This window comes from Gordonia sp. LMA167, from assembly GCF_058130025.1.
Window position 1 is genome coordinate 2,720,097 of the sequence record NZ_CM176708.1, and the last position, 26,725, is coordinate 2,746,821.

General features: G+C 66.3%; 20 protein-coding genes. 14 read left to right on the forward strand and 6 right to left on the reverse strand.

Features of this window, described 5'->3' with window-relative positions; translation table 11 throughout:
- Positions 1-45: 45 nt before the first annotated feature.
- Entirely contained in the window at positions 46-816 is a 771-nt protein-coding gene (locus tag ACVT6V_RS12290; protein WP_489900026.1) for an SDR family oxidoreductase, read from the reverse strand.
- A gap of 180 nt (positions 817-996) precedes the next feature.
- Between ACVT6V_RS12290 and ACVT6V_RS12295 the strand changes: the two genes are divergently transcribed.
- The 5 genes from ACVT6V_RS12295 (at position 997) to ACVT6V_RS12315 (ending at position 7,194) form a co-directional block, all read left to right on the forward strand.
- Positions 997-1,956 carry an AurF N-oxygenase family protein gene (locus ACVT6V_RS12295; protein ID WP_489900027.1) on the forward strand — a complete coding sequence of 320 codons (960 nt, stop codon included), beginning with the start codon at positions 997-999 and terminating at the stop codon, positions 1,954-1,956.
- Positions 1,956-3,578 carry an FAD-dependent oxidoreductase gene (locus ACVT6V_RS12300; protein WP_489900029.1) on the forward strand — a complete coding sequence of 541 codons (1,623 nt, stop codon included), beginning with the start codon at positions 1,956-1,958 and terminating at the stop codon, positions 3,576-3,578. Before ACVT6V_RS12295 ends, ACVT6V_RS12300 begins: the two co-directional genes overlap by 1 nt.
- Before the next feature lie 441 nt (positions 3,579-4,019).
- Positions 4,020-4,367: a molybdopterin oxidoreductase gene (locus ACVT6V_RS12305; RefSeq protein WP_489900030.1), complete on the forward strand. Its 348-nt coding sequence runs from the start codon at positions 4,020-4,022 to the stop codon at positions 4,365-4,367.
- Positions 4,367-6,880 carry a nitrite reductase large subunit NirB gene (gene nirB / locus ACVT6V_RS12310; RefSeq protein WP_489900031.1) on the forward strand — a complete coding sequence of 838 codons (2,514 nt, stop codon included), beginning with the start codon at positions 4,367-4,369 and terminating at the stop codon, positions 6,878-6,880. Before ACVT6V_RS12305 ends, nirB begins: the two co-directional genes overlap by 1 nt.
- The gene (locus ACVT6V_RS12315) at positions 6,877-7,194 is read left to right on the forward strand and encodes a Rieske (2Fe-2S) protein (RefSeq protein ID WP_489900032.1); all 318 of its coding nucleotides are present in this window, start codon (positions 6,877-6,879) and stop codon (positions 7,192-7,194) included. Before nirB ends, ACVT6V_RS12315 begins: the two co-directional genes overlap by 4 nt.
- An 86-nt stretch (positions 7,195-7,280) precedes the next feature.
- On the opposite strand, the gene ACVT6V_RS12320 is transcribed toward ACVT6V_RS12315, so the two are convergent.
- Positions 7,281-8,003 carry a hypothetical protein gene (locus ACVT6V_RS12320; protein WP_489900033.1) on the reverse strand — a complete coding sequence of 241 codons (723 nt, stop codon included), beginning with the start codon at positions 8,001-8,003 and terminating at the stop codon, positions 7,281-7,283.
- A gap of 299 nt (positions 8,004-8,302) precedes the next feature.
- On the reverse strand, positions 8,303-12,421 hold the full coding sequence (locus tag ACVT6V_RS12325) for a bifunctional nitrate reductase/sulfite reductase flavoprotein subunit alpha (RefSeq protein WP_489900795.1): 4,119 nt from the start codon (positions 12,419-12,421) through the stop codon (positions 8,303-8,305).
- 252 nt (positions 12,422-12,673) lie between these two features.
- Here ACVT6V_RS12325 and ACVT6V_RS12330 point away from each other — a divergent pair, with 252 nt between their 5' ends.
- The 8 genes from ACVT6V_RS12330 to ACVT6V_RS12365 all read left to right on the forward strand — a co-directional run bounded on the left by ACVT6V_RS12330 (position 12,674) and on the right by ACVT6V_RS12365 (position 21,137).
- Entirely contained in the window at positions 12,674-13,360 is a 687-nt protein-coding gene (locus tag ACVT6V_RS12330; protein ID WP_489900034.1) for a response regulator transcription factor, read from the forward strand.
- A gap of 23 nt (positions 13,361-13,383) precedes the next feature.
- Complete coding sequence (locus tag ACVT6V_RS12335) at positions 13,384-14,859, forward strand: sensor histidine kinase (RefSeq protein WP_489900796.1); 1,476 nt, start codon at positions 13,384-13,386, stop codon at positions 14,857-14,859.
- A gap of 138 nt (positions 14,860-14,997) precedes the next feature.
- Positions 14,998-16,434: a S1C family serine protease gene (locus tag ACVT6V_RS12340; protein WP_489900035.1), complete on the forward strand. Its 1,437-nt coding sequence runs from the start codon at positions 14,998-15,000 to the stop codon at positions 16,432-16,434.
- A 44-nt stretch (positions 16,435-16,478) separates the two neighbouring features.
- Positions 16,479-17,072 carry a MogA/MoaB family molybdenum cofactor biosynthesis protein gene (locus ACVT6V_RS12345; RefSeq protein ID WP_489900036.1) on the forward strand — a complete coding sequence of 198 codons (594 nt, stop codon included), beginning with the start codon at positions 16,479-16,481 and terminating at the stop codon, positions 17,070-17,072.
- A 38-nt stretch (positions 17,073-17,110) separates the two neighbouring features.
- The gene (locus ACVT6V_RS12350; protein WP_489900037.1) at positions 17,111-17,335 is read left to right on the forward strand and encodes a hypothetical protein; all 225 of its coding nucleotides are present in this window, start codon (positions 17,111-17,113) and stop codon (positions 17,333-17,335) included.
- A gap of 390 nt (positions 17,336-17,725) precedes the next feature.
- The gene (locus tag ACVT6V_RS12355; RefSeq protein WP_489900038.1) at positions 17,726-18,370 is read left to right on the forward strand and encodes an MspA family porin; all 645 of its coding nucleotides are present in this window, start codon (positions 17,726-17,728) and stop codon (positions 18,368-18,370) included.
- 75 nt (positions 18,371-18,445) lie between these two features.
- The gene (locus ACVT6V_RS12360) at positions 18,446-19,114 is read left to right on the forward strand and encodes an MspA family porin (RefSeq protein WP_489900039.1); all 669 of its coding nucleotides are present in this window, start codon (positions 18,446-18,448) and stop codon (positions 19,112-19,114) included.
- 160 nt (positions 19,115-19,274) lie between these two features.
- Positions 19,275-21,137, forward strand: coding sequence for an ABC transporter ATP-binding protein (locus ACVT6V_RS12365; protein ID WP_489900040.1), 1,863 nt, complete (start codon positions 19,275-19,277; stop codon positions 21,135-21,137).
- 719 nt (positions 21,138-21,856) lie between these two features.
- Here the strand turns inward: ACVT6V_RS12365 and mscL are convergent.
- Both mscL and ACVT6V_RS12375 read right to left on the reverse strand, forming a co-directional pair.
- A complete protein-coding gene (mscL, locus tag ACVT6V_RS12370; protein WP_489900041.1) occupies positions 21,857-22,573 on the reverse strand; it encodes a large conductance mechanosensitive channel protein MscL in 717 nt (238 codons plus the stop codon).
- Between the two features lie 253 nt (positions 22,574-22,826).
- The gene (locus ACVT6V_RS12375) at positions 22,827-23,501 is read right to left on the reverse strand and encodes an SAF domain-containing protein (protein ID WP_489900042.1); all 675 of its coding nucleotides are present in this window, start codon (positions 23,499-23,501) and stop codon (positions 22,827-22,829) included.
- A 242-nt stretch (positions 23,502-23,743) separates the two neighbouring features.
- Between ACVT6V_RS12375 and nhaA the strand changes: the two genes are divergently transcribed.
- Positions 23,744-25,006, forward strand: coding sequence for a Na+/H+ antiporter NhaA (gene nhaA, locus ACVT6V_RS12380; protein WP_489900043.1), 1,263 nt, complete (start codon positions 23,744-23,746; stop codon positions 25,004-25,006).
- A gap of 151 nt (positions 25,007-25,157) precedes the next feature.
- Here the strand turns inward: nhaA and ACVT6V_RS12385 are convergent, their stop codons facing one another.
- The gene (locus ACVT6V_RS12385) at positions 25,158-26,702 is read right to left on the reverse strand and encodes an alanine/glycine:cation symporter family protein (protein ID WP_489900044.1); all 1,545 of its coding nucleotides are present in this window, start codon (positions 26,700-26,702) and stop codon (positions 25,158-25,160) included.
- Positions 26,703-26,725: the final 23 nt, after the last annotated feature.

Sequence of the window (26,725 nt, forward strand, 5' to 3'; positions counted from 1 at the left end):
CCGGCCGGAACCGGGGAGGTGCTGCGCGACAGCAGCTCTCGTCTTCTACTGTGCGATGAACTTGTTCACGGCCCGGTTGACGAAGTTCGGAATGAACTTCGCCGCGTTGCCGAGAACCAGGGTCTGCGTCCCCACCGCGTAGCTCGTGCGGTGCAGCAGTTTGTCCTGCCGGGTCGGATGCACTGACTCCCACACCTTCTCGGCCACCTGTTCGGGCGTGATGCGAACCCCGAGCGTCTTCGTCGACTTCGCGTCGTTCATGGCCAGGGCGGTCTTGGCCCACAGCGGCCAGATGGAGACGGCACGGATGTCGTCGTGTTCCCACTCCAGTTCGAGTGCCTCGGTCAGGCCGCCCACGAAGAACTTGGTGGCGCTGTACGTGGCGATGCCGGGCTGTCCGTAGATCGCTGACGCCGACGCGATGTTGACCAGATGGGCTCCCGGTGTCTTCCGCAGGTACGGGTAGGCCGCCTGCGCGCCCAGCGCCACGCCGAGTGCGTCGATGTCGATCTGGCGACGCACGGCGTCGGGCGAGATCTCGTGCAGCGGGCCCTCGACGAGGATGCCGGCGTTGTTGTCGAGTACATCAAGGGTGCCGCCGGTGTGTGCGGTGAACTCGGCGAGGGCTGTGCCCCATTGCTCGGGGTCGCGGACGTCCAGGGTTCCGGTGATGAACCGGGGGTGATTCGCCGCGACCTTGGCGAGAGCCTCTGCATCGACGTCGTACACCCCCACGGTCCACCCTTCGCGGCCGAAACGCTCGGCGGTCGCGAGTCCGATACCCGACGCCCCGCCGGTGATGAAGATCGATGACATATGGCTCTCCCGCCTTTGACCTGCTATTTCGTCGCTCTCACGGAACTTACTCGTGAGTATATATCCGAGACTGTTTACTGCCCCATGCCCTGATGCTATCGTGACAACACGCATTGTCATAACAGTGCTCATTGTCATGAAAGAACACTTGTTCACCAAACGGCCCGGAGGTCGACACCGATGACTGCAGCGATGGAACTGACGCAGAGCGATGGCGGTCGGTCAGACACCGCTCACACAGAGAACGTGATCAGCATGCGTGATCAGGGGCCCAACGAGGTCTCCGAGCGTCTGCTGGCGTCGGCGGCGCGGCTGTCGCGCAACGCGATGACCGAGATCGATTGGTCGGAGCCGATGGACCCCACCAAGTACGGATGCAGCCCCGAGTGGTCGTCGCTGTACGGAACCGCCTACTGGGACGAACTCACCGAGGACGAGCGCATCAACGTCACCCGACACGAGTTCGCGTCGATCATGAACATCGGCATCTGGTTCGAGATGATCCTGCAGGAGATGGTCATTCGCGATCAGTACCTCGGCGCCTACCACAGTCCCGAGTTCCAGTTCGCGCTCACCGAGATCGCCGACGAATGTCGCCACTCGATCATGTTCGCCAAGGCGTCGGAGAAGATGGTCGGTACGTCGTACAAGCCGACCAAGAAGGTCGGCCGCCTGGGCAAGCTGTTCAAGCGCACCGCCAAGAACGAGGTCGCCTACGCCGGCATCCTGGTCGCCGAGGAGGTGCTCGACGTCTTCCAGCGCGGATGCATGCGCGACGACCGCGTGCTGCCGTTCATCCGGACCGTCAACGAGATCCACGTGCTCGAGGAGTCGCGACACATGAAGTTCGCGCGCGAGGAGGTGCGCGAATCGCTCAACGGGGTCGGCTGGGCCCGGCGTCAGTTCAGCGCGCTCTATGTGGCGCTCGGCGCGTACTTCATCGTCACCAGTTTGGTGCAGAAGCAGGCCTTCGCCGACGCGGGACTCGACGCCGATCGTGCGGTCGCCGAGATGCGTTCGAACTCCCACTTCCAGTCGATGATCCGCAGCAGCTGCGCACACCTGATGGAGTTCCTCGACGATGTCGGGCTGCTGACCCGCCCGGCGATGTACTACTACCGGAAAGCGAACATGCTCTGATGTTCGTCATCACTCAATCCTGCTGCAGCGACGCGGCGTGTGTGTCCGTGTGTCCGGTGAACTGCATCCACCCGACGCCCGATGAACGCGGGTTCGGTAGCTCCGACATCCTGCACATCGATCCCGAGGCCTGCATCGACTGCGGCGCATGCGCGGACGCGTGCCCGGTGGATGCGATCTATCCGGCGGACAAGTTGAGCGCCCGCGACACGGTGTTCATCGACATCAACGCGGACTTCTACAAGAACAATGCCGACATCACCTCCGGGTGGGGGCCTGCGCCGGGATCGGAGCCGACCGGCGACACACAGACGGTCGAGTACCCCGAGATCCCGAAACTTCCTGCCGGGCTGCGGGTTGCGCTGGTCGGTACCGGACCGTCGGGCGGCTATGCCCTGCGCACCATCCTGGACCGCACCGAGGCGTCGGTGACCGTCATCGACAAATTGCCGACGCCGGGCGGACTGGTCCGCGCCGGTGTGGCGCCCGACCATCCCGGCACCAAGGGAGTGCTGCGCGGATTCGACCTGCTCTACCGCGATCCGCGGGTCACCATGGCGACCAACGTCGAGGTGGGCACCGACACCGCCGCCGGCCAGATCACCCCGGCCGAGCTCGCCGAGCACTTCGACGCCGTGTTCTACGCGGTCGGTGCCATGCAGTCCCGTCGTCTGGGGATCCCCGGTGAGGATCTGCCGGGTTCGACGTCGGCGACCGACCTGGTGGCCTGGTACAACGCCGTGCCCGACAAGGCGGCGCCGCCGATCCCGGCCGATGGTTCGGGACGGGCGGTCGTGGTGGGGACCGGCAACGTCGCGCTCGACGTCGCGCGAATCCTGGTGTCTCCGCCTGCGGCGCTCGCCACCACCGACATCGCCGACCGTGCCCTGCGGATCCTCGAGGAGCAGAACATCCACGAGGTGGTGGTGCTCGGTCGTCGAGATCAGGCCAACGCCGCCTACACGTCGGCGGAATACCGTGCCCTGGCGACGACTCCGGGTGTGGAGGTCGTCGTCCACGATGACCCCTCCGCCGTGCCCGATCTCGCGGCACCGGCCGACCCGACCCGGCGTCGAATCGTCTTCCTGTTCCACACCGCACCCGAGGAGATCATCGGGGAGGATTGCGTCGAGGCCGTGGCCGTCCGGACAGGGGAGCGTCGCCACACCATTACCGCCGATCTGATGGTGCGGTCGATCGGATACCGGTGCACGCCGATCGCCGGCCTGCCCTTCGACGAGGACCGGGGCGTGTTCCCCAACACCGATGGCCGAATGGTCGACGAGGCAGGCGCGGTCATCCCCGGCGTGTACGTCCTGGGCTGGGCGAAGCGCGGTCCGAGCGGCGGGATCGGCGCCAACAAGGTGTGCGCCGAGTCGACCGTCGAGGACTTCATCCGCGACGCCGCCGACGGCACCCTGATCCGTACCGAACACCCGCCGAGGGCCTTCAGTGCACTGTTGCGCAAGCGGACCCGGCATGTCATCGGCTACCGCGGGATCCGGGCCATCGACAGCAGCGAGCGTCGTCGCGGTGTTCGCGAGGGCCGACCGAGGGTGAAGTTCACCGAGGTCGCCGATATGGTCGGCGCCGCGGGGAGGTTCAGCCGCGTGCCCCGGTGATCGGGTGCGGTGGGGTTTCGATACGGCCTCGGCTGGCGCCTCGGCCTACTCAACCGGCGGTTGGGAGGGTCTCGGGTGGTGCCTGGGCTTACTCAACCGGCGGTTGGGAGGGTCTCGGGTGGTGCCTGGGCTTACTCAACCAGCGGTTGGGAAGTCTCGGGTGGCGCCTCGGCCTACTCAACCGGCGGTTGGGAGGGTCTCGGGTGGTGCCTGGGCTTACTCAACCAGCGGCTGGGAAGTCTCGGGTGGTGCCTGGGCTTACTCAACCAGCGGCTGGTAGGTCTCGGCTGGTGCCTGGGTCGACTCGACTCGTGGGTGGTGGACTCGGCCGAGTGGTGGCGCGCACGATCACACCCGCCGACCTGCGCGGTGAGGTCCTGACAATCGCCTTGTAACACCGAGGCAAGAACCGATTCACGCGCGGTGACGATAGTGGCTGATATGTCCAGCACCCCGCGATTTCTGCAAGGCGTCTACGCGTTCTCCGGCACGGGTCTCACCAAGCCGGCACCGATCGATCCGTCGCTGAGCTATGTGGTGCCGTCGGGAATGACCGCACAGCCGCTCTACTTCCGCGGCGGCAACAGCTCCGCCGAACTCGTCTACGTGACCCTGCTGCGGGACGGCCAACCGATGCGGATCTTCCCCATGGGCGCGAAGTCGTCGGTGAATGTGCCGCTGCGCGTCGTCGAGGACGTCGATCCGGACACGACGCTCGAGCTGGTGCTCGCCGCGCCGGAGGGCACGACCGGGGAGGTCGTCATCGATTTCGGGATGGTCGTCTTCTGATGCCCGTCGATGTGACGGCTGCCGGGGAACCGACGGCGAAACGCAAGCTGGTCGTCGTCGGCAACGGTATGGCCGGGGCGCGGACCGTCGAGGAGATCCTCACTCGTGGTGGTGGCGTGCAGTTCGACGTGACGATGATCGGCGACGAACCGTACGGCAACTACAACCGGATCATGCTCAGCCATGTGCTGTCGGGTGAGACCTCGATCGACGACGACGATCTGATGCTCAACCCGATGGCGTGGTACCGGGAGAACGGTGTGACGCTGCGCGCCGGGGACAGCGCGGAAGCCATCGACCGTTTCGCCAAGACCGTCACCTGCGCCAGCGGGCGGGTCATCGACTTCGACATGCTGATCATCGCCACCGGATCGAACACGTTCTTTCCCAACATGGACGGGCTGCGCGAATCCGACGGCCGCCTGGCGCGCGGGGTTTTCGGCTTCCGGACCATCGAGGACACCAATGGCATGTTGCAGATGGCGACATCGCGGGACGGCATCCGCGCCGTCGTCATCGGCGGTGGCCTGCTCGGCTTGGAGGCCGCCTACGGACTCAAGACGCAGGGCGTCGACGTCGACGTGGTCCACTCGCCGGGACATCTGATGAATCAGCAGCTCGACGAGCGTGGCGGAAAGGTGCTGCGCAACAAGATCGAGGAGCTCGGCGTGGGCGTGTACACCGGCAAGCGCACCACCGCGGTGCTGCGTGACGACGCCGGCCGTGTCGCAGGCGTCGGATTCAACGACGGTGAATCACTGCCCGCCGACATGATCGTGGTGACGGCCGGCATCCGTCCCAACGTCGCCCTCGCGCGCAGTGCCGGACTGGTGATCGAACGCGGCATCGTGGTCGACGACCAGATGCGTTGTGAGGACGAGGGTTCCATCTTCGCCGTCGGCGAATGTGCACAGCATCGCAGTGAGGTGTACGGGCTGGTCGCGCCGCTGTGGGAACAGGCCGTGGTCCTGGCCGATGTGATCACCGGCAGCAATCCCGGTGCCGAGTATCACGGGTCGCGGCTGACCACCAAACTCAAGGTGGCCGGAGTGGATGTCGCCGCGATGGGCGTGAAGGGCCCCGAACGCGAGGACGACGAGTTCGTCCAGTTCTACGAACCACGCAGCGGCACATACAAGAGCGTGGTGGTCCGCGACAACAAGCTGATCGGCGCCATGCTTCTCGGCGACATCTCCAAGGCAAACTTCCTCACCCAGGCCTTCGACGACAAGGTGCCGCTGCCCGACGAGCGGATCTCCATGCTGTTCGACATGGGTACCCCCACCGCCGCGACCGGTGCTGCCGAACTCGCCGACGACGTGCAGGTGTGCAACTGCAACGGCGTCACCAAAGGGGACATCGTCTCGTGTGTGCAGAGCGGGTGCACGAGCGTGAGCGAGGTCTGCGCGAAGACGCGGGCGGGCAAGGGATGTGGTTCGTGCAAGCAGCTCGTCGGCGACATCGTGGAGTTCGCGGCCGGGGACACCCTCACCGTCGACAAGTCTGCGGACTGGTACGTGCCCGCGATCGGCCTGACCAAACCGGAACTCATCGACGCCATCCGGAGGCAGAACCTGCGGTCGGTGACGGAGGTCTTCGCCGCGCTGGCGCCCGACGGTGAGGACGCGGCGTCGAAAATGCCGCTGTCGTCGCTACTCCGGGTGATCTGGGGTCAGGACTGGAAGCGTGAGCCGGGTGCCCTCTTCGTGAACGACCGGGTGCACGCGAACATCCAGCGCGACGGGACGTTCTCGGTGGTGCCGCAGATGAAGGGCGGTGTCACCTCGCCGCAACAGCTACGCAAGATCGCCGACGTCGCCGAGAAGTACGACATCCCGATGATCAAGGCGACCGGTGGGCAGCGTATCGATCTCCTCGGGGTGAAGAAGGAAGACCTGCCGAAGGTATGGCAGGACCTGGACATGCCGTCGGGATACGCCTACGGCAAGTCGTTCCGGACCGTGAAAACCTGTGTGGGGACGGACTATTGCCGCTTCGGCCTCGGCGACTCGACGTCGCTGGGGATCGCGATCGAGAATCGCTATCAGGGTTTGGAGTCGCCGGCCAAACTGAAGCTGGCGGTCACCGGATGTCCGCGCAACTGCGCTGAGGCGCTGTGCAAGGACTTCGGTGTGGTGGCCGTCGGCGACGGCAAATGGGAGATCTACGTCGGCGGAGCCGCGGGCGCCCACATCCGTAAGGGCGACGTGCTCGCGACGGTCGACTCGCCGGACGAGGTGATTCGCCTGTGCGGCATCTTCATCCAGTACTACCGCGAGCAGGCCAAATGGCTTGAACGCACCTACGCCTGGGTACCGCGGGTCGGTATCGAGGAACTGCGCGCGATCCTCGTCGAGGACCGCGACGGCATCGTCTCGGGGCTGCAGGAACGCATCGACGAGGCCGTCGCCGGTTACGTCGACCCGTGGCTCGATCGGGACGAGCCCCGGTCACCGGCACAGTTCACGTCGGCGTTGCCGCTGCTCCCGCTGCCGAAGGTGCCCGTCCGATGACCAGCGTAGACACCGGTGTCCCGGTCGGCCCGACCGAGGATCTGCTGCCCGGCGAGGGGCGTGCCTACGCGGTCGACGGCCGACAGGTCGCGGTCTTTCGGATGACTGACGGCACCCTGCGGGCCACCGACGCCGTCTGCCCACACCGGGCGGGTCCCATCGCTGACGGCCAGTTCGACCTGGGTCACGTCGTGTGTCCTCTGCACCAGTATGTGTTCCGCTTCTCGGACGGGGGCTGCACGGCAGACGGGATCGGTTCGCTGAGTGTGTATCGCGTGGAGGAACGGGACGGCCGGATCGTGGTGTGGCAGTAGGGCCTGCGCCCGGCTACACCTCGGCGACCGGCCGACACCCCACCGAGGGTCGGTGGGCCGACTCTGGTGCGGTCCGTGCCGGGTCCTCAGCTGACCGCTGAGTCCGGGACGATGTAACGCTCGGGGCCGAAGGTGATGACGCTGTTGTCACCCTGCCGGGTGACGGCGAAGACGAAGCCGGCGGAGCCGTCGGCCTGGGCGCTGTCGGCACCGTACGGGGTGGTGCCATGGAAGAACAGGGCACGGGTCTTCCCGTCCGGCTTGGTGACCTCGACGAGGGTGGTGCCGTCCTCACCCCACTTGCGGGTCACCTTTGTCACGCAGTCCGATGTCGCCTCGGCCGCGACCGCGGCGCAGGCGATGCTGGTGGTCTGCACGGCCGGGGACGGCACCGCGCTCAGGCCGGGATTGGCCTCGCCGAGCGGAATCGACACGATGGTGACTCCGTCGACGACACCGACGACCGTGCCGTTGAGCGCCTTTGCCGCGTCCTCGGACGGACATCCGATCAGGATCGCGCTGTCATCGAGCCAGCGCGACGTCTGCGGGCTCTCGCCGAGCCGGCGGCACGGTGAGCCGTCGGTGGGATAGCCGGTTCCGAACGGTGCGAGGGAGGCCGGGATCGTCGGCGCTGCCGATGCACTCGAGGATGTCGAGGAAGTGGTGCTCGTCGTGGAGGTCTGGCTCGACACGACTGCACTCGACGTCGAACTCGTCGCCATCTCGCTGGACGTCGAGGTGCAGCCGGCGACTGCGGCGGCCGCGGTGGCCAGCATGGCGAGCAGCAGAGATGAACGGACTGTGTGCATTCTGATAGACCCCAATGTCTCTGGACCCCATTGTCTCGGCGGTCGTGGCGCGAGGCGGATGCTCGGACCCGGTTCGTCTGACCCTAGCCCCGTCGGGTGCCGCGGATGCGAACCTCGACTCCGCGTGTCCCGACCCCTCCTCGTCGTGCGTCTCGGAAATCTTCCCTGCCGCGTGACGGAAAACGTCCCCGTGAGCGACGTCCGAAGGAATGCTCCCTCGGACGTCGCTCACGGGGACGTTCCCGGTCAGTGCACTCGGTGCGTGCGCGCTCGACGACACCTATTTCCGTGACACACCGCTAGTACACGTCTCGCACGTACCGTTTGTCGGCCGCGAGTGCCTTGACGTAGGACTCCGCACCGGCAGGGGAACGGCGTCCATGATGCGCGACGATCTCCTTCAGGGTTGCGTCGACGTCCTTGGCCATCCGGGTGGCGTCGCCGCACACGTAGACGTGCGCCCCGTCGTGGAGCCAGCCATAGATCTCCTCACCGTGTTCTCGCATGCGATCCTGCACGTAGATCTTGCGTTCCTGATCGCGCGAGAAGGCGACGTCGAGGCGGGTCAGCAACCCGTCGGAGAGCATCGTGGTGAGCTCGTCGCGGTAGTAGAAGTCGGTGGCCGAGAACTGCTCACCAAAGAACAGCCAATTCTTGCCCTCGTGTCCCAATGACTGTCGCTCCCGCAGGAATCCGCGGAAGGGCGCGACACCGGTTCCCGGTCCGATCATGATCATCGGCGTGTCCGGATCGGCGGGGGGCCGAAAGTGCGTCGTCGATGTCACGAAGACGCCGATCTCCTGTCCGTCGCAACGGTCGGCGAGGAACGTCGAGCACACTCCGCCGCGCGGTTTGCCGTGCAGGTTGTACCGCACGGCCGACACGGTGAGTTCGACCTCCTCGGGATTGTGCAGTTGACTGGAAGAGATCGAATATGACCGTGGCTGAAGTGGCTTCAAGACAGAGATCCATTCCTCCGCGTCCGCCTTGACCGGGTACTCGGTCAGCACGTCGACCGACTGGCGGCCCCACGTCCAGGACTCCATGTCCTGCTTGTTGCCCGCCGCAGCCAGCGAATGCAGGTGCGCGGACCCGTTACGTTCGGCGACGAAACGCATGAAATCCGGTGTGACCTTGGCGAACTCAATCCGTTCACGCAGGGCGCGGTGCAGGGGCATTTTGTCGCCGCCTGGGGCGCAGACGATCTCACCACCATCGAGTCCGGTGGCGTCGAGCCATTCGTCGATGAGAGCGGCGTTGTTGAGCGGCCAAACCCCCAATGCGTCGCCGGCCTTGTAACTCAGGGTGTCGGCGGGCAGATGAAAACCGAAGTTGCGCACGTCCTTCGCAGATCCGTCGGCATTCAGCTTCACGTTGCGTGACAGATGGGTCACCAGCGGACTCTTCTTCGAGTAGGCCGGCGCGGTCCGCACCGACGGTTGCGCGGACGAGTCGGCCGGTTCGCTCACCACGGTGACTCGATCGGCCGACGAAGCCGACACAGGACTCTGACTTGAGCCGATCACTGTGTGTACCCGGTCCAGCCACTGGCCGGCCGGTTCTTCGAAGTCGGGTTCGCAGTCCACGCGCTCGAGGAGTCGCTTCGCCCCCAGTTCGCCGAGACGCTGATCGAGGTTGCGGCCGTGTCCGCAGAAGTTGTCGTAGCTGGAATCGCCGAATGCCAGTACGGCGTAACGCAATCCGGACAGGTCCGGAGCCGAGTCACCGCTCAGCACGTCCCAGAACGCCGACCCGTTGTCCGGGGGCTCGCCGTCGCCGGTCGTCGAGCTGACGAACAGGGCCGTACCCGCCAGGGAGCCCACGTCGGCGGCATCCATCTCGGTGACGTTGACGTCGAATCCCTTGGCCCGGATGTGATCGGCGGTCTCGGTGGCGAACTCCTCGGCATTGCCCATCTGTGAGGCCCACAGCACCGTGATCGAATCGCGTGCCGCCTGGGCCGCGGCGTCCCTCCCGAAGTCGGTGGGCACGTCGCCGGCACGGTGCGGTGCGCGCGCGAAGACGCCGTCGAGCAGGCCCGAGGCCCAGGCGTGGACGTTCGCGCGCAGGGGCGCTCCCGCAGGCAGATACGGCCGCTCGTCGACCGGAGGCCGTGCCCGCAGTCCGGCGATGAGCCCCGCGAGGTAGGTGCGTTCGGCATCGGACGGCCGGACATCGTCGAGCGCGGAGAGTCCCAGCGCAGACGCGAGAGCATCGACGGGACTGTGTGCGACGCGAATGTCGGTGGGTGCGGTCACACCTGCTGCGTCGGTCGAGGACTCTTCCTCTGCCGGCGGTCCGGCCACCTTTGCCAGCGTCACCGCGCACACCTTGAACTCGGGCTGCTGCGACAGCGGATCAATCGCATCCGAGGTGACGGCATTGATCGCCAGGTGCTCACCGAACATGTCGTTCCAGTGAAAGGGCACGAAGCAGTTGCCCGGCCGCACCCGATCGGAGACCGATGCCGGCAGCACCGCACGGCCGCGTCGGGAAGCCACCTCGACCTGATCCTTGGGGCCGATACCGAGACGTGCCGCGTCGTCGGGATGGATCTGCACGAACGGGCCCGGGGCCAGCTTGTTCAGCTTGGCGACGCGGCCGGTCTTGGTGAGGGTGTGCCACTGGTGGGGGAGGCGGCCGGTGTTGAGCAGGATCGGGTAGTCGTCGTCGGGCATCTCGGCCGGATCCACGTGCGGCCGGGCGAAGAACTGAGCACGTCGATTCGGGGTCGCGAAGGCCAGGGCAGGGGTGGAGCCGTCCTCGGCGCGATACAGCGTCTGACTGACACCGTCGTTGAGATAGCGGATCGGATTGCGGCCACCGGGATCCGGCGCGTCCACCAGGTCGGCGGGCGGGCACGGCCACTGTATCGGTGTGCGACGGAGCCCGTCGTAGGTGATGCCGCGCAGGTCGTATCCGGTTCGGGGATTGGCGAATCCGCGGATCTCGTCGAAGATCTCCTCGGCATTCGAGTAGGAGAAGGCGTCGGCATAGCCCATCTCGCAGGCGATGCGGGCGATGATCTGCCAGTCGGGCAATGCCTGCCCGGGCGCGCCGAGAGCGGGTTCGAAGAGCGTGACGTTGCGCTCGGAGTTCACCATCGTGCCGGTGGACTCCGACCACAACGCGGCCGGCAACGCGACGTCGGCGTAGGCGTTGGTCTCGGTGTCGGCGAAGGCGTCCTGGGTGATCACCAGCTCGGCCCGTTCGAGCCCCTCGATCACCGTGGCCCGATTGGACACCGAGGCAACCGGATTGGTGCAGATGATCCAGCAGGCCCGGATCTCGCCGTCGGCCATCCGGCGGAACATGTCGATGGTGCCACCGCCGACGTCGGTGCGCAGGGTGCCGGGCTCGACACCCCATCTGGTCTCGACGAAGGCGCGGTCGTCGTCGGAGATGACGGCGCGCTGGCCCGGCAGTCCCGGACCCATGTATCCCATCTCCCGGCCGCCCATCGCGTTGGGCTGGCCGGTCAGCGAGAACGGGCCGCTGCCGAGCCGACAGATCGCGCCGGTCGCCAGGTGCAGGTTGATCAGCGCGTTGGTGTTCCAGGTGCCGTGCGTGGACTGGTTGAGTCCCATCGTCCAGCAACTCATCCAGTTGTCGGCGGTGCCGATCATCTCGGCCGCGCGGCGCAGGTCGTCGGCGTGGATGCCGGTGATCTGGGCTACCGTCTCCGGCGGGTACTGCGCGGCGAAATCCGGCATCTGCTCGAACCCGTCGGTATAGGCCGCCACGAAATCGTCGTCGACATGCCCGCCGGTGATGAGCAGGTGCAGCAGTCCGTTGAGCAGGGCGAGGTCGGTGCCGGGCTTGACCTGGAGGAACAGATCGCATTTGTCGGCCGTCGCGGTTCTCCGGGGGTCCACGACGATCAGCTTGGCGCCCGCCTTGACGCGGTCCATCATGCGCATGTGCAGGATCGGGTGGCAGTCGGCCATATTCGATCCGATGACGAAGAAGACGTCGGCGTTGTCGAAATCCTGGTACGACCCGGGCGGACCGTCGGAGCCCAATGACTGCTTGTAGCCGGTGCCGGCGCTGGCCATGCAGAGGCGCGAGTTCGATTCGATCTGGTTGGTACCGATGAATCCCTTGGCCAACTTGTTGGACAGGTACTGCGCCTCCATCGACATCTGCCCGGAGACGTAGAGGGCGACGGCGTCGGGACCGTCCTCGTCGATGATCGCGCGCAGTCGCCTCGCGGTGTCGGTGATCACCTGATCCATGTCCGCGGGTCGTGGTTCGGTGCCGCGGTCCGTGCGGACCATCGGGGTCGTGAGCCGTCCGCCGGCGGCCAGCATGTCGGAGGTGGTCGAGCCCTTTGTGCAGAGTCGGCCGTAGTTGGTGGGGTGGTCCTTGCGGCCCACGGTCTTGGTGACCTGACCGTTCTCGCCGACGGCGAGGTCCATGCCACAACCCACCCCGCAGTAGGCACACAGCGAATGCACGACGTCGACGGACTTCACGCATCCCAGCGTCGTCGGGGCGTGTTTCTGGATGCAAAGCGTCCAGTTACGCGCCTATCAACTTGACCTCACAGGGTGAGGGCGCAGCTGTGCGGAGGCCTGCGAGCGCGTTACGTCCAAGACCTGCACGAACAGACACGACACACATGGTGGGTCCTCAGACACATCTCAGCAGTTCGCGATAAGACTGTAGGTATGCGCATCCTTGTGGTCGACGACGATCGGGCGGTTCGTGAGTCGCTGCGTCGGTCCCTGTCCTTCAACGGCTACACGGTCGACATCGCGGCCGATGGGCTCGAGGCCCTCGAGAAGATCGTCGCCGAACGTCCCGATGTCGCCATCCTCGACGTGATGATGCCACGTCTGGACGGTCTGGAGGTGTGTCGCCGGCTGCGCTCGGCGGGCGATGACCTGCCGATTCTCGTGCTGACCGCGCGTGACACCGTCTCGGAGCGGGTGTCGGGCCTCGACGCGGGCGCAGACGACTATCTGCCGAAGCCGTTCGCGCTCGAGGAGCTGCTGGCGCGGCTGAGGGCCCTCCTGCGTCGCTCGACTCCCGACGACGCGGCCGACTCCGAGGCGATGACGTTCGCCGACCTCACCCTCGATCCGGTGACCCGCGACGTCTCCCGCGGCGAGCGCGCCATCAGCCTGACCCGAACCGAATTCGCGCTGCTGGAGATGCTGATGGCGAATCCGCGGCGCGTGCTCTCCCGCAGCCGGATCCTCGAGGAGGTCTGGGGCTACGACTTCCCGACGTCCGGCAACGCCCTCGAGGTCTACGTCGGCTACCTCCGCCGCAAGACGGAGGCCGAAGGGGAGTCCCGGTTGATCCATACCGTGCGTGGCGTCGGCTACGTGTTGCGGGAGACACCGCCCTAGTGGTTGCCGACAACACCGACCCCATGCAGGTGTCGTCGGTGCGGCTCGGACTACTCCACTCCCGGCGCACCGCGAAGGAGATGCGTGCGCCGATGCCGTTGACGCGTGCGGTGTCGCTCAAGACCCGTGTGACCTTGCTGTCGGCCACCGTGGTGCTGGTCTCGGTCAGCCTGATGGCCGCGGCCGCCTATTTCGTCGTCTACCGCGCGATGTACAACGAGGTGGATGCTCAACTGGAGAGTCGCGCCGACGGATTGACGGCGATGGCCAAGACCGGACTGCTGAGCCAGCGACCGGAGTCCCTGGTGACCGGCACGGTCTTCGCGACGAACATCTCGCTGGCGCTGGTGCATCCCGACGGCAGTGCGTATCTCATCGGAGAGGTTCCGTTCGACGACGTCGAACGGGATATCGCCCGGTCCACGACGCTCCCCGGCAACAACCAGCAGAGTCTGCGGACCGTCGACAATCAGCGTGTCCTGGCGCGCAAGCTCGATGACGGCAACACACTTGTGTTGGCGCAGAGCCTGTTACACACCGACCGTGTGCTCAAACGGTTGGCCTGGGTGCTGTTGGTGGTCGGCGGCGGTGGCGTGGCGCTGGCGGCGCTCGCGGGTACCACGGTCGCGCGCGCCGGCCTCAGACCGGTGGCGCGGCTGACGCGTGCCGCCGAAAGAGTCGCCCGGACACAGGATCTGACGCCGATGCCGGTGACCGGAAACGACGAGTTGGCGCGCCTCACGGAGAGTTTCAACACGATGTTGCGGGCACTGGACGATTCCCGCGATCGACAGTCGCGGCTCGTCGCCGATGCCGGACACGAGCTGCGCACTCCGTTGACGTCGTTGCGCACGAACCTCGAGTTGCTCATCGCGTCCAGCGAACCCGGAGCGCCGGCGATGCCGCCGCAGGACATGGTCGAGCTCCGCTCCGACGTCATGGCCCAGATCGAGGAACTGTCCACGCTCGTCGGTGATCTGGTCGACCTGGCGCGGGAGGATGCGCCAGAGGTGGTGCACGAGGAGGTCGACCTGATCGAGGTGATCACCCGATCACTGGACCGGGTTCGTCGTCGGCGCAGCGATGTGGACTTCCAGACGCACCTCACCCAGTGGTACGTCTTCGGCGAGGAACACGGCCTGAACCGCGCGGTCCTCAATGTGCTGGACAACGCCGCGAAATGGAGTCCGCGGGGCCGGCCGGTGCAGGTCAGGCTCGGCCAGATCGATGCGACCACGGCGGAACTGACGGTCGCCGATGCCGGCCCGGGCATTCCGGAGGAGGACCGCGGGCTGGTCTTCGAGCGGTTCTATCGGTCGACACAATCGCGGTCGATGCCCGGGTCGGGCCTGGGACTGGCCATCGTGCGCCAGGTGGTGTCCCGTCACGGTGGCACCGTCTCCGCCGAACAGTCCGATCTCGGCGGCGCACTCATTCGAATGACCTTGCCGGGAAGTCCGACTCCTGTGGAACCTTCCCCTCAGGTGGTTCGTCAATAGTGTGACGGACCTCGACTTTGGTCATCGCCGCCTCGGCCCGATCGCCTAGGGTGAGATCAACGTCGGCGGTCGGCCGACGGCGAGTGCATCGGGGAACCATCGCCGGGTGAGGCGATCGTGGAGAACGAGGAAGACGACATGACCAGTGGCGGTTCGCAGGGCGACCCGTACGGCACCGGCAATGGACCGGGCCAGAGTCCGTATGGAACGGGCCAGTTCGGCGCACCCGGGTACGGTGCCAACTCCGGCCAGGGGGCCGGCCCGTACGCGCCTTCGGGACCGGCGGAACCCGACGCCAACACCTACGGGCACCATGCCGCTTCGACACAGCGATTCGCCGATCCCTACGGTGCACCGGCATCGGGGCAGATCCCGGCGCAACCCCACTACGCCATGGGCCCCGGTGGCCCCGGGATGCCGCCGGCCGGAGCGCCGTTCGGGCCCGGTGAACCGTCTCCGAGCCCCAAGAGATCCGGTGGTGGCCGCAAGGCGGCACTGGCCGCAGGTGCGGTCGTGCTCGCACTCGTGGCGGGCGGGGTCGGCGGTGTCGTCGGCGCGAACGTCACCGACGACAATGTCTCCTCGACGGCGCACAGAGGTCCGCTCGGCGGCGATCCGAACAGCGGCTCGGACGGGCAGCTGCAGGCGCCTGCCGGATCGGTGCAGGCGGTCGCGGCCGACGTTCTGCCGTCGGTGGTGTCGATCATCGTGCGCTCGGGTAATGCCGAGGGTGGCGGCTCCGGGGTGATCCTCTCCGACGACGGCGTGATCATGACCAACAATCACGTCGTGTCGGAGGGCGGTGAGGCCCGGGCGAGCCAGGTTCTGGTGATCTTCTCCGACGGCAGCCGCGCGCCCGCACGCGTGCTAGGCGCAGACCCGATCTCCGACATCGCGGTCATCAAGGTGGAGAAGTCCGGGCTCAAACCGATCACGGTGGGTACGTCCAACAATCTCGCCGTCGGGCAGGACGTCATCGCCATCGGCGCACCACTCGGGCTAGAGGGCACCGTGACCACCGGCATCATCAGTGCGCTCAACCGGCCGGTGTCCACGTCGCGTGAGTCGGGGACGACGTCGGTGATCGACGCGATCCAGACCGACGCGGCCATCAACCCGGGTAACTCCGGTGGTGCGCTCGTCAACGCCAAGGGTGCGCTGATCGGTGTCAACACCGCGATAGCGACCCTGGGCGCATCGGCGGAGCAGCAGAGCGGCAGTATCGGCCTGGGCTTCGCGATCCCGATCGACCAGGCGATCCGGGTCGCCGAGGAACTGCGGGACACCGGCAAGGCGACGCAGGCGGGACTCGGGGTCTCGGTACGCGCCAACACCGACGTGGACCAGCCCGGTGCCTACATCTCCGACGTCACGGCGGGTGGGCCTGCCGCGAAGGCGGGGATTCCCTCGGGTGCGGTGGTGACCAAGGTGGACGACCGCGCCATCTCCAGCGGCGACGCCCTGGTGGCTGCGGTGAGGTCTCATGCGCCGGGCGACACTGTCACGATCACCTATGTCATCAACGGCCAGACCAAGACAACGCAGGTCACCTTGGAAACCCTGCACGTCGGCTAGAACAGCACACGGGGTATCTCCTCGTGGAGCAGAAAGGCTAGAGAATGAGCGACACCGGATCCACCGCCATCGACCCCGACGACGTGGTCGCCGCCGATGCGGCCGCGCGTGAGTTCGTCGCGCGCCACAGTGATGACGACTCACGTGCCGCCAGGAGCGGCGACGAGATCGGTCGCGCACTGGTTGTGGTCGTCGACGATCGCGCCGCACACGGTGAAGATCAGAGCCTCCTGGGCCCACTCGTCGGTGAACTCCTCGCCGAGGCCGGCTTCCACGTCGACGCCACCGTCGCCGTCTCCGGTGACGAGGTGGAGATCCGTAACGCGCTGAACACCGCCGTCATCGGTGGAGTCGACCTCGTGGTCTCGGTCGGTGGAGTGGGCGTCGGAGCGCGTGACGTGGCGCCCGAGGCCACCGAACCGCTCCTGGACCGCCGACTGCGCGGCATCGAGGAAGCCGTACGCAGTTCGGGTCTGGCGGCCGGCGCCACCGACGGAGGGCTGTCGCGCGGTCTCGCCGGGATCTCCGGCCAGACCCTGGTGGTCAACATCGCCAACTCGCGGGCGGCCGTGCGTGACGGGATGGCCACCGTCGCCCCGCTGGCGCAGCACGTGATCGAGGCGATCAGCGAATTCTGATCGCGAATCATCAGAATCGCCGAAAGGCGGAACCCGCCGTGGACAGTAACCCGGATCACACCCCCAAGACGCCGCCGACCAGCGACTCCGGCACCGCCAAACGCCCTGGCAAACGCCCTGACAAGGACTGGCGCGCTCGGCGGACGTTGGACGACATCTTCGGCGTCGAGATCCCCGAGGTCACAACCGACGAGTGTGAGGAAGGTCACAAGGGGATGTCGAGCGATTGGTATGAGGTCAATCGACCGCCACATCACCACTAGGTCTGGGTGCTGCTGACATGGCTGACGCAGCGTGTTTTCCTTCCGTTAACATTCTCAAATCTACGAATCGTGAATGTGATGTTTGCAATCATGATTGTGGGTATCGAGACACGGCTGATCGCATCTGTTGCTCGTCTCGATCTCGCTCCGATAACGTTCGCAACGACAACGCATCGGTACTTGTAATGAGCACCGACGGGGAGTCCTGCGATCTGTCGCGAGGTGACAACGCAGCAGTGGCCAGGGGTATGCGGAAGGCGACTTCCAGCGAACCGAAACCGACATTGGGTTCGGTTGCGGGGCGGGGGTCCGCAGCCCACGAGGGTCGACCTGCATCACACACGGGTGTGTTGTGCAGGACAAAAAACCGAATCCTGTGAGAGGGAACGAATGAGCAAGTTCAGCAAGCTTGGGCTGCGCCGCGTGGCTGGTGCATGCGCCGTCGCCGCGGTGGCGGCCGTTGGCCTGGCCAGCATGGGGGCGGGAAACGCGGCGGCCGGCCCGCTCGCGAATGGCTACAAGAAGGCCGTGGGCGTCGAGGGCGAGTCCCTGCAGACCTGGCGAACCGGGGAGTCGGCATTCCCCGCTCCCTCCGTGGCGAACAACGGTGCAGGTCGCGCCGCCGTCGTCTCCGGCACCTACCGGGCCAAGGCCAGCGCAGGCGTTAACGGCAACATCGCGGTCAAGGTTCTGATCGGTTGCCAGGTCGACATCACCGGGCTCTCGGGTGGGCTCTCAGGCAGCATCACCCAGGCGCTGAGTCCCTCACTGTCGGGTTCGCTGACCATCCCGCTGAACCCGGGTCAGGTGGCCGTCGTTGACGTCACCGACAAGGACATCAGTGATGGTGGCGTCGCGGCGATCCAGCTCGACCAGTTCGGGATCAATGTCGAGAGCTGCGGTGGCTACGCGTCGGCACGCACCATCGTGCAGGTGGTCGGCGCCAAGGGCTACAACACCGACGACGGCTCGGTCAACGGTTCGGGCTCGTACATGCAGTCGACCCTCTACGGACAGCCCTTCAGCCTCAACTGAGCGGCAGCAGATAACTCCAGCACAACTTTCTGACTTATCTGCCCCGAGCAGATTGATATTCCACGAAGGGGAATCATGAAGAAGATCAACACTCGCGTGGCCGCCGGTGTCGGCCTCGCCGGTGCCGCTGTGATGGGCCTGACCAGCCTGGGTGCCGGTGGCGCCGCGGCCGGTCCGCTGCCCGGCGGTTATGTCGCCAAGACCCTGGTCGACGGCACCCCCGTCACCGTGCGGTTGTACGACGAGTACGTGAACGTCCAGAAGGCCGTCACCAACGTTCAGACGAGCCGTGAGGTCTGGATGTCGGGCAAGGTCAAGATCACCGTCGGCGGCAAGGCCGAGGGTGGATCGGTCAACGCCGGTTACCTGGTCGGTTGCCAGGTGAACTTCGGTGCCGGTGCCGAAGGTGGCGCAGGTGTCGAGGTGGCACCGAGTGCGGACGGTAGCGTCACCGCGACGCCGTCGGGCAACGCGGGTGCGGGCTTCACCCTCGGCCCCGGCCAGGCCAGCTACGTCCCGATCATCAACACCACCTCGGGCGATGACACGGCCTACAAGAACTACACGGTGAATGGCTACTCGTTCAAGGGCAACACCGGTGGTGTCGCCTACAGCCAGGAGAAGTTCGGCCTCGACGGCTGTGCCGGCTACGCCTCCGCCAAGGCGAAGGTCAAGGTGACCGTCAACACCGATTCGGTGAAGGGCGTCATCACCCTGTACGGCAAGCCGTTCAGCCTGGGCTGATCGACCGCAGTCCGTTCGGTGAACGGACTCCAGCACGAACCGCACGGGGCGGGATCGGTACATCCGATCCCGCCCCGTCGGTGTTCGCCCGACGATGACTAGAGTCGCTCCGGGACCGTGTCCGCCCGATCGGGAGGACGGTCTCGGGAGGAGAACACAGGTGGCGGCAACCGAACAGCGACACCCCGGGGGCGCCGAGATCGGCGCGGGCGCCGACGCTCACGGCGAGCCACCGACTCTCAACGTCCTCTCCGCGATCCGCCGTTTCTCGCCGGTCATGGCGGGACAGCGATGGAAGCTCGCGCTGGCGATCGTGTTGCTCTATCTCGAGGTCGGCACCAGCGTCGTGACCGTCGCCTTGTTCGCGCACATCACCGATTCGGTGTTGGTGACCGGCGACCTGTCCGCACTGTGGACGCCGTTGGTGTTGTGGGTGGTGGTCACCCTCATCGGCTCGGCGCTGTCGTTCGGCGCCGAGATGATCGGGGGAGTGGTCACCGAGCGCATCCTGCTCCGCCTGCGCGATCGCCTGTACGGGCACACGCAACGACTGGCGCCGCACACCCGTCGGGAGTTCGAGACAGGTGATCTCATCGCGCGGCACAGCAGCGACGTCGACGAGATCGAGTACTTGCTGTCGTCTGGAGTGATGGCCGCCGCGGTGGCGATCGGCAGTGCCCTCATCTACGCGATTGCCGCTTTCGTTACGAGTTGGCAACTGGCACTGGTCGCGTTCGTCCTCGCACCGCTACTCTGGGTCGTGTCACAGCGGTTCGGCCAGGTCGTCAAGACAGCGGCCCGCCGAGAACGAAAAGCCAATGGACGCATCACCTCCCGCATCCAGGAGGGCATCACCAACGCGATCTCGATCCAGGCCGACAATCAGGGTGCCCGCGACCGGAACGGGGTGTTGGTGCAGGCGCGGCTCTGGCGAGACGCCCGCATCGCGGAGATCCGCGCCAACGCCGCCTTCGCCCAGACGGTGGGCATCGTCGAGATGCTCTGTGTCATGGCGGTCATCGTCGTCGGCGCGTGGCAGATCTCGCGGGGGCAGGCCACCATCGGCACACTCATCGCGCTGACCGGCTACCTCGGGTACATGTATCCGCAGATCCAGGCTCTCGGAGAGCTGGCGGTGTCGGTGACCTCGGCGACGGCCAGCGCCGAACGCGTCGCCGAGATACTCGACGCCCCGATCGGCGTCTCTGACCCCGAAGATGCCGAGGAGCCAGAGAGATTCGCGCTTGCCGCCGATCACGAGCCGACCTGGATCGGTGAATCCGTCGCAGCGCCAACGGTAGTCACTTCCGCCGAACCCGGTGGTGTGACAGTCGAGTTCGACGATGTCGGCTTCACCTATCCCGACGACGACCGGCCTGTTCTCGAGGGTGCGTCGGTGTCGATCGCCGCCGGGGACTTCGTCGCGCTGCTCGGTGACAGCGGTTCCGGCAAGAGCACTCTGATGTATCTCCTGTTGCGCTTCTACGATCCGACCGCCGGTGTGATCCGCCTCGACGGCACCGACATCAGAACGTTGAAGCTGCAGAGCCTCCGGGCCGGAATGGCCATGCTCCCACAGCGTCTCGCGATCTTTCACGCGTCCGTCGCCGACAACATCCGCTACGGCCGGCCGGATGCGACCGACGCGCAGGTCATCGCTGCAGCCCGGGCCGCCGACGCCACCGGATTCATCGGGGAGCTGCCCGATGGTTTCGACACGATCCTCCGCGACGCCGGCGGGAATCTGTCCGGCGGTCAGCGACAGCGGATCGGGCTGGCACGCGCATTCCTGCGCGACGCGCCGCTGCTGATCCTCGACGAGCCGACCACCGGCCTCGATGCCGCAACCACCGGACGCGTACTCGACCCACTCCTGCGCCTGGCGCGGGCGCGGACGACCGTGCTCATCACCCACGATCCCGAGATCGCCGCCGTCGCCGACTACACGCTGACCGTATCGGCCGGCCGTCTCGTGCGTGCCGATCCGGCGTCGGCATCCCAGAATCCCACCGGCAGGGCCTGATACGCAACGATCCCGCCGCTGCGACGGACAGCGGCGGGATCGTCGACATTGTTGTTGTGCCGGTCGTGTCAGCTTCCGAAGAAGATGCCGAACATCGGCCGTCCGCGACGCGGCCCCTTGTGCCGACCGTGAGCCGGCGGAGGAGGCAGCGGCCGTCCGCGACGCGGACCGCCGTGGCGGGGTCCGGGGCCGTGGTGATGCGGCGGCTTGTGTCCTCGTGGCATGAAATCCCTCCCTGTGACGAACTGCCGGACTCGGAATGAGTCCAGCAGTCGACTATAGCCATTCATAGTTGCATGGCTCAACGAAGCCCTGATGCGCGACGACACGGGCCCGGGAGGGGGATGGGCCCGTGTCGTCACTCGTCAGTTGGAACTGCCGCTTCTCAGCTCCCGAAGAAGGGGAACGGGAAGAAGGGACGAGGCTGCGGCCGCCGGCGCTGCTGCTGCTGCGGGCGGCGCGGTGCCTGGTGTCCCGGACGATTGTTGTTGTGACCCTGCGGGCCCGGCTTCTGCGGCATTGCTGATGCAACCTCCGTGTCGATTCGAATCAGGTCTGTCGGCACAACTCACCACCGACTCGAGCGACATTAGGGTCGTAACCTTGCGGTTAGCTGCCCGCGAACCTGGCAAGGCGCTGTACGTCGGGCAACAGCGGTGTCCGGCACAACGACAATCGGGCCGCCCTCGGCGAAGAGCGCGGCCCGATTGAGTCGATGGTCAGCGGGAATGTCGTCCCGGGGCATCCGGCGGCGGATACTCGCCCGGAAATTGTCCCGGGGGATAGGTTCCCGGTGGCGGATAGTTGCCCTGTGGGTAAGTCCCGGGCGGGGGATAGGAACCCGGTGCGGGCGCGGGCGTCGGATACGGCGGACCCGACTGGGGCGGCGGACCGGTATGGGTCGGGCCGGTATGCGTGGGCGCGGCTGCCTCTGCCGGTGGCGGCGCGGTGAACCGCTGCGTGACGCCGGGGTCGTTGTAGCCTCCGGGCGCGGCGCCCGGGTCCGACAGATGGTCGGGCAGTTCGCGTTCGGCCTCTTCCTTGGCCTTCGACGTTCCCTCCGGGTCCAGCAGATCGCGGATCTCGGTGAGCAGTGAGACCTCGGAGACCTCCGACTTCTTGCCGAATCCACCGAGTTCGGAGAGTTTGTTGTACGGGACGATGATCAGGAAGTACACGACTGCCGCGACGATCAGGAAGTTGATCAGCGCGGTTATCAGGGCACCGATGTCGACGAAGGTCGAGGGATTGTCGGTGATCTGGAAACCGAGTCCCTCGGCCGCATCGGTGCCGATCGGAATCGCATTGATCAGCGGCTGAATGATCTTTTCGGTGAACGCAGTGACGATCGCGGTGAACGCCGCACCGATGATGACCGCGGTGGCCAGCTCGACGACATTGCCCTTGAGTATGAATTCCTTGAATCCCTTGAGCACGGTGTGCGGTCCTCTCGTATCGGCTTCCCGCTCTTGTTTCAGGTATTCGCATGGGCTGGTGCGACCCAAGAGAGCGGTGACATCCCTACCGCACTCGGCAACCCTATCCAGGATCGTAAACGACCATTGCAGTGTTTTGCTGAAAGCGCGCGAGCCGCACATCTCGACGAAAACGGTCGACACTCCGGGACCGACGGTCGACGGGATGCCGAAACGCGACATGGTCGGGCGATGGCGTCGCCACACACGCCGGTCAATGCAGGACGACCGCGAGCGGGGCGTCGAGGCCTGCGGTGGCCACGCGGTGCGCCTCCGTCTCGGCCATGGCGAGGAGGACCGGTCGGCCATCTGACCGTGCCGCGGCGAGGCCGCCCGTGTCCGCGGTGAACGTGGCGACGGCCACGACGGCGCCGCGCGCGAGGATGGTCGTCGAGGTGTGTCCGTCTGCGGTGGTCAGCACGTCGACCACATCGCCTTCCCGCAGCAGCGACGTCGTCGCCTCGTCGGCGAGGCGCACGGGCACCAGGCGAGCGTCTGCTCGTCCGGTGAGCTGTGTCGGCAATCGCGCTGACAGAAGTCGTGCGTCGGTGAGGATCTCGCCGGCGTGGACCCGGCCTGCCGGTCGTCGCCCGAGTCCGTCTGCGGTGAGGCGCAGTGCGCCCGCGGGGATCAGCCCGCTCGGGACCTCGCGGACCGCCAGATCATCGGCCGACACGACGTGACCAGGGAGCAGATCACGTGCGGCGACGACGGCCGACCGCGCCTGTTCGGTCCGGTGACCCGCGACGGTGACCGCGATCGCCGCGAGAATCAGCATCACCGAGGCGGCCCGGCGCACCATGATCGACCGAGCCCAACCGGGCCGCAGGACGTGGCGGACACGGTCGACGATGCGCGGTGCCAGCTCGTCGCGTGGGAACAGACGCATGAGCGGACCGTAGGCGCGCGATGATCCGGCGAACGTCGGTCCGCGGGATCTGTGGACAACCGGGCGGCGCTGTCGCCGTTGTGGAGAACCCGAGGCGCATCGACCTCTCGATTGGACCCCGTCCCGGCCTTCGGGGAGAATGTCCGAAACGGTGTGCCGGGAAGTCTGGTCGGCCGCCATCCGCACGGATGGTGTCGCTTACGCAGGTGGTTTGTGTCCACTACGAATGACCAGGAGTCTTGATGTCGAGCGCTGTTGTCCACCATCCATCGCCCCGCCAGCGGTTCCGGCGATGGGTGTCCTCCGACGTCACCAGCGGCGTGCTGCTGATGATCGCGGCCGTCGCCGCCGTCGCCTGGGCCAACTCTCCCTGGCGGGATGCCTACGACTCCTTGGTCTCCTACGAGTTCGGCCCCGAGTCGCTGCACCTGCACCTCTCGGTCGGCGAATGGGCGGCCGACGGTCTGCTGGCCATCTTCTTCTTCATCGTCGGCGTGGAACTCAAACAGGAGTTCGTCGCCGGCAGCCTGCGTGATCTGAAATTGGCGGGCGTGCCCATCGTCGCGGCCATCGGCGGCATGATCGTGCCGGCACTGTTCTACGTCGGCGTCGTGGCGGTGGGTGATCCCGAGGCGCTGCGCGGATGGGCCATCCCGACCGCCACCGACATCGCCTTCGCGCTGGCCGTGTTGGCCATCTTCGGCCGTGGATTGCCCGTCGCCCTGCGCACCTTCCTGCTGACCCTCGCGGTCGTCGACGATCTGCTCGGCATCACCGTCATCGCGACGTTCTACACCGAGACGATCAATTTCGTTCTCTTCGGCGCCGCGCTGTTGGTCATCGCGGTGTTCGGCGTGCTCGTGCGGCTCCGGCGTCCCCGAATCCGCGCGTTGATCCCCATCGTCCTCGTTCCGGTCGCGGTCGTCGCATGGGCGCTCATGCACGCGTCCGGTGTCCACGCGACAGTCGCCGGTGTGCTGCTCGGTTTCACGGTGCCCGCACTGCTGGTACACGGCGAAACGAGCTCGCGAACCCATCAATTCGACGATGCCATCCGGCCGACGTCGTCGGCCATCGCGCTACCGATCTTCGCGTTCCTGTCCGCAGGTGTGACCGTGGTGGGCGAGTCCGGCATCGTGCAGCCGGTCTCGATCGGGATCTTCCTCGGGCTCGTCGTCGGCAAGTCGATCGGTGTGCTCGGCGCGACCGCGCTCATGACCCGGTTCACGCCGTTGCGCCTACCGGACGCCATCGGTGTGCGCGACCTGCTGCCGGTCGGCATGCTCACCGGCATCGGCTTCACGGTGGCTTTGCTGATCGCCGAGTTGTCCTTCGAAGGCGGCGACGAACACCATGCCTCGGCGGCCAAGGCTGCCATTCTCGCCGGAAGTGTCGTCGCCGCAGTCCTGGCCGGCTTCCTGCTGCGCTGGGACGCGCACCAGAAGCGGGACCCGGACATGAATCGCGACAACGTGCCGGATCAGAACGTCGAGGTCATCGACTGAGGTAGGGTATTCCGGCCGCCCGACTCTGGACATCGCACCGGGAGATCGTCAACCGGAAACCACCCTCGGGCGGGGCGCCGCCGGCCTATCGCCGGCGGACGCCCGCTCGAGGGCGGTTCTCAGTGAACGCCTTTCAAGGCCCGGGACCGGGTCAGGTGATGATCTCTTCGCGGGTCTTCTGCTCGCGGGGATCGTAGGACTCCCAGAACGTGGCGCCGGCGATGTCCAGCGACTTCGGGTCGAACGTCGGGTCGATCCCTTGTTTCTGCTGTCGCTCGAAGTCGCGCAGCGCCTTGAACGCCGGTTGCTGCAGGATGATGATGCCGACGATGTTGAGCCAGGCCATCAGTCCGACGCCGATATCGCCGAGCGTCCACGCCTCCGTGGCTGTGGAGACCGCGCCGATCACCACGGAGACCAGGATCAACGCCTGCAGCGCCATGGTCAGATTCGCGCCCAGTGTGCTGCGAAGCGGACGGATGTAGATCGTCGAGGCCTTCCCCAGCAGGAACCGAAGATTGGTCTCGGCCATGTAGTAATAGGCGATGATCGTGGTCAGGCAGAAGAACGCCAGCGAGAACGCGACGAAGGTCGAGCCGGCGCCGCTCCACAGGGTGTCGAAGCCGGTCTGCACAAAGGTCGGACCGACCGTGACGTCGGACGGGAGCAACCCGCCATCGGCGAGGACCGCGCCGGATTCCGACTCGCCCTCGAAGACCCGGTAGGCGCCCGTCGAGAGGATGAGGAATCCTGTCGCCGTGCACACGAACAGGGTGTCCACGTAGACCGCGAAGGCCTGCACGAGGCCCTGCTTGGCCGGGTGTGACACCTCGGCAGCCGCGGCCGCGTGCGGACCGGTACCCTGACCGGCCTCGTTGGAGTAGATGCCGCGCTTGACGCCCCACATCACGGCGGTGCCGATGATGGCGCCGAACGTGGAGTCGATCCCGAACGCGCTCGCAAAGATCATGCGCAGCACCTCGGGCACCTCGGATGCGTTCATCAGCACGATGATGAGGGCGACGATGATGTAGACGATCGCCATGAACGGGACCACGATCGACGCGAACGCGGCGATGCGCTTGACGCCTCCGATGATGACGAAGGCCAGGATGATGACAGTGCCGACCGCCACCACCCAGGTGGAGACGCCCCAGGCCTCGTTCATCGCGACGGCCATCGAGTTCGATTGGACGCTCGGCAGGAGCAGACCACAGGCGAGCACGGTGACTGCCGCGAACACCATGCCGTAGACCTTGAACGCCGGTGCCGCCTTGGTGTGGGCCCATGCGCGACTCAGGTAGTACGCGGGCCCGCCCCGGTACTCACCGGTGAGGGCATCGCGGGTCTTGTAGATCTGACCCAGTGTGCACTCGACGTACGAGGTGGAGGCCCCGAGGAAGGCGACCATCCACATCCAGAACAACGCGCCGGGCCCACCAAAGGCGATCGCGGTCGCGACGCCGGCGATGTTGCCGGTGCCGACGCGGCCGGCGAGCGACATGGTCAGCGCCTGGAACGACGAGACACCCGAGGGCGATTTCTCGCCCTTGAACATCAGCCGGATCATCTCCGGGATCTGCCGCACCTGCACGAACCGGGTGCGAATCGAGAAGTAGACCCCGGCGAGGAGGCAGAGGTAGACGAGCGCGTTGCTCCAGATGTAACCGTTCACGTCACTGAGGAAGTCGGACATAAAGGCTGTGCTCCCGGATCGAT

Coding starts and splice junctions, on each gene's coding strand:
- ACVT6V_RS12290 (WP_489900026.1), bottom strand. CDS start 816: ATGTCATCGATCTTCATCACCGGCGGGGCGTCGGGTATCGGACTCGCG.
- ACVT6V_RS12295 (WP_489900027.1), top strand. CDS start 997: ATGACTGCAGCGATGGAACTGACGCAGAGCGATGGCGGTCGGTCAGAC.
- ACVT6V_RS12300 (WP_489900029.1), top strand. CDS start 1,956: ATGTTCGTCATCACTCAATCCTGCTGCAGCGACGCGGCGTGTGTGTCC.
- ACVT6V_RS12305 (WP_489900030.1), top strand. CDS start 4,020: ATGTCCAGCACCCCGCGATTTCTGCAAGGCGTCTACGCGTTCTCCGGC.
- nirB (WP_489900031.1), top strand. CDS start 4,367: ATGCCCGTCGATGTGACGGCTGCCGGGGAACCGACGGCGAAACGCAAG.
- ACVT6V_RS12315 (WP_489900032.1), top strand. CDS start 6,877: ATGACCAGCGTAGACACCGGTGTCCCGGTCGGCCCGACCGAGGATCTG.
- ACVT6V_RS12320 (WP_489900033.1), bottom strand. CDS start 8,003: ATGCACACAGTCCGTTCATCTCTGCTGCTCGCCATGCTGGCCACCGCG.
- ACVT6V_RS12325 (WP_489900795.1), bottom strand. CDS start 12,421: ATGGACCTCGCCGTCGGCGAGAACGGTCAGGTCACCAAGACCGTGGGC.
- ACVT6V_RS12330 (WP_489900034.1), top strand. CDS start 12,674: ATGCGCATCCTTGTGGTCGACGACGATCGGGCGGTTCGTGAGTCGCTG.
- ACVT6V_RS12335 (WP_489900796.1), top strand. CDS start 13,384: ATGCAGGTGTCGTCGGTGCGGCTCGGACTACTCCACTCCCGGCGCACC.
- ACVT6V_RS12340 (WP_489900035.1), top strand. CDS start 14,998: ATGACCAGTGGCGGTTCGCAGGGCGACCCGTACGGCACCGGCAATGGA.
- ACVT6V_RS12345 (WP_489900036.1), top strand. CDS start 16,479: ATGAGCGACACCGGATCCACCGCCATCGACCCCGACGACGTGGTCGCC.
- ACVT6V_RS12355 (WP_489900038.1), top strand. CDS start 17,726: ATGAGCAAGTTCAGCAAGCTTGGGCTGCGCCGCGTGGCTGGTGCATGC.
- ACVT6V_RS12360 (WP_489900039.1), top strand. CDS start 18,446: ATGAAGAAGATCAACACTCGCGTGGCCGCCGGTGTCGGCCTCGCCGGT.
- ACVT6V_RS12375 (WP_489900042.1), bottom strand. CDS start 23,501: ATGCGTCTGTTCCCACGCGACGAGCTGGCACCGCGCATCGTCGACCGT.
- nhaA (WP_489900043.1), top strand. CDS start 23,744: ATGTCGAGCGCTGTTGTCCACCATCCATCGCCCCGCCAGCGGTTCCGG.
- ACVT6V_RS12385 (WP_489900044.1), bottom strand. CDS start 26,702: ATGTCCGACTTCCTCAGTGACGTGAACGGTTACATCTGGAGCAACGCG.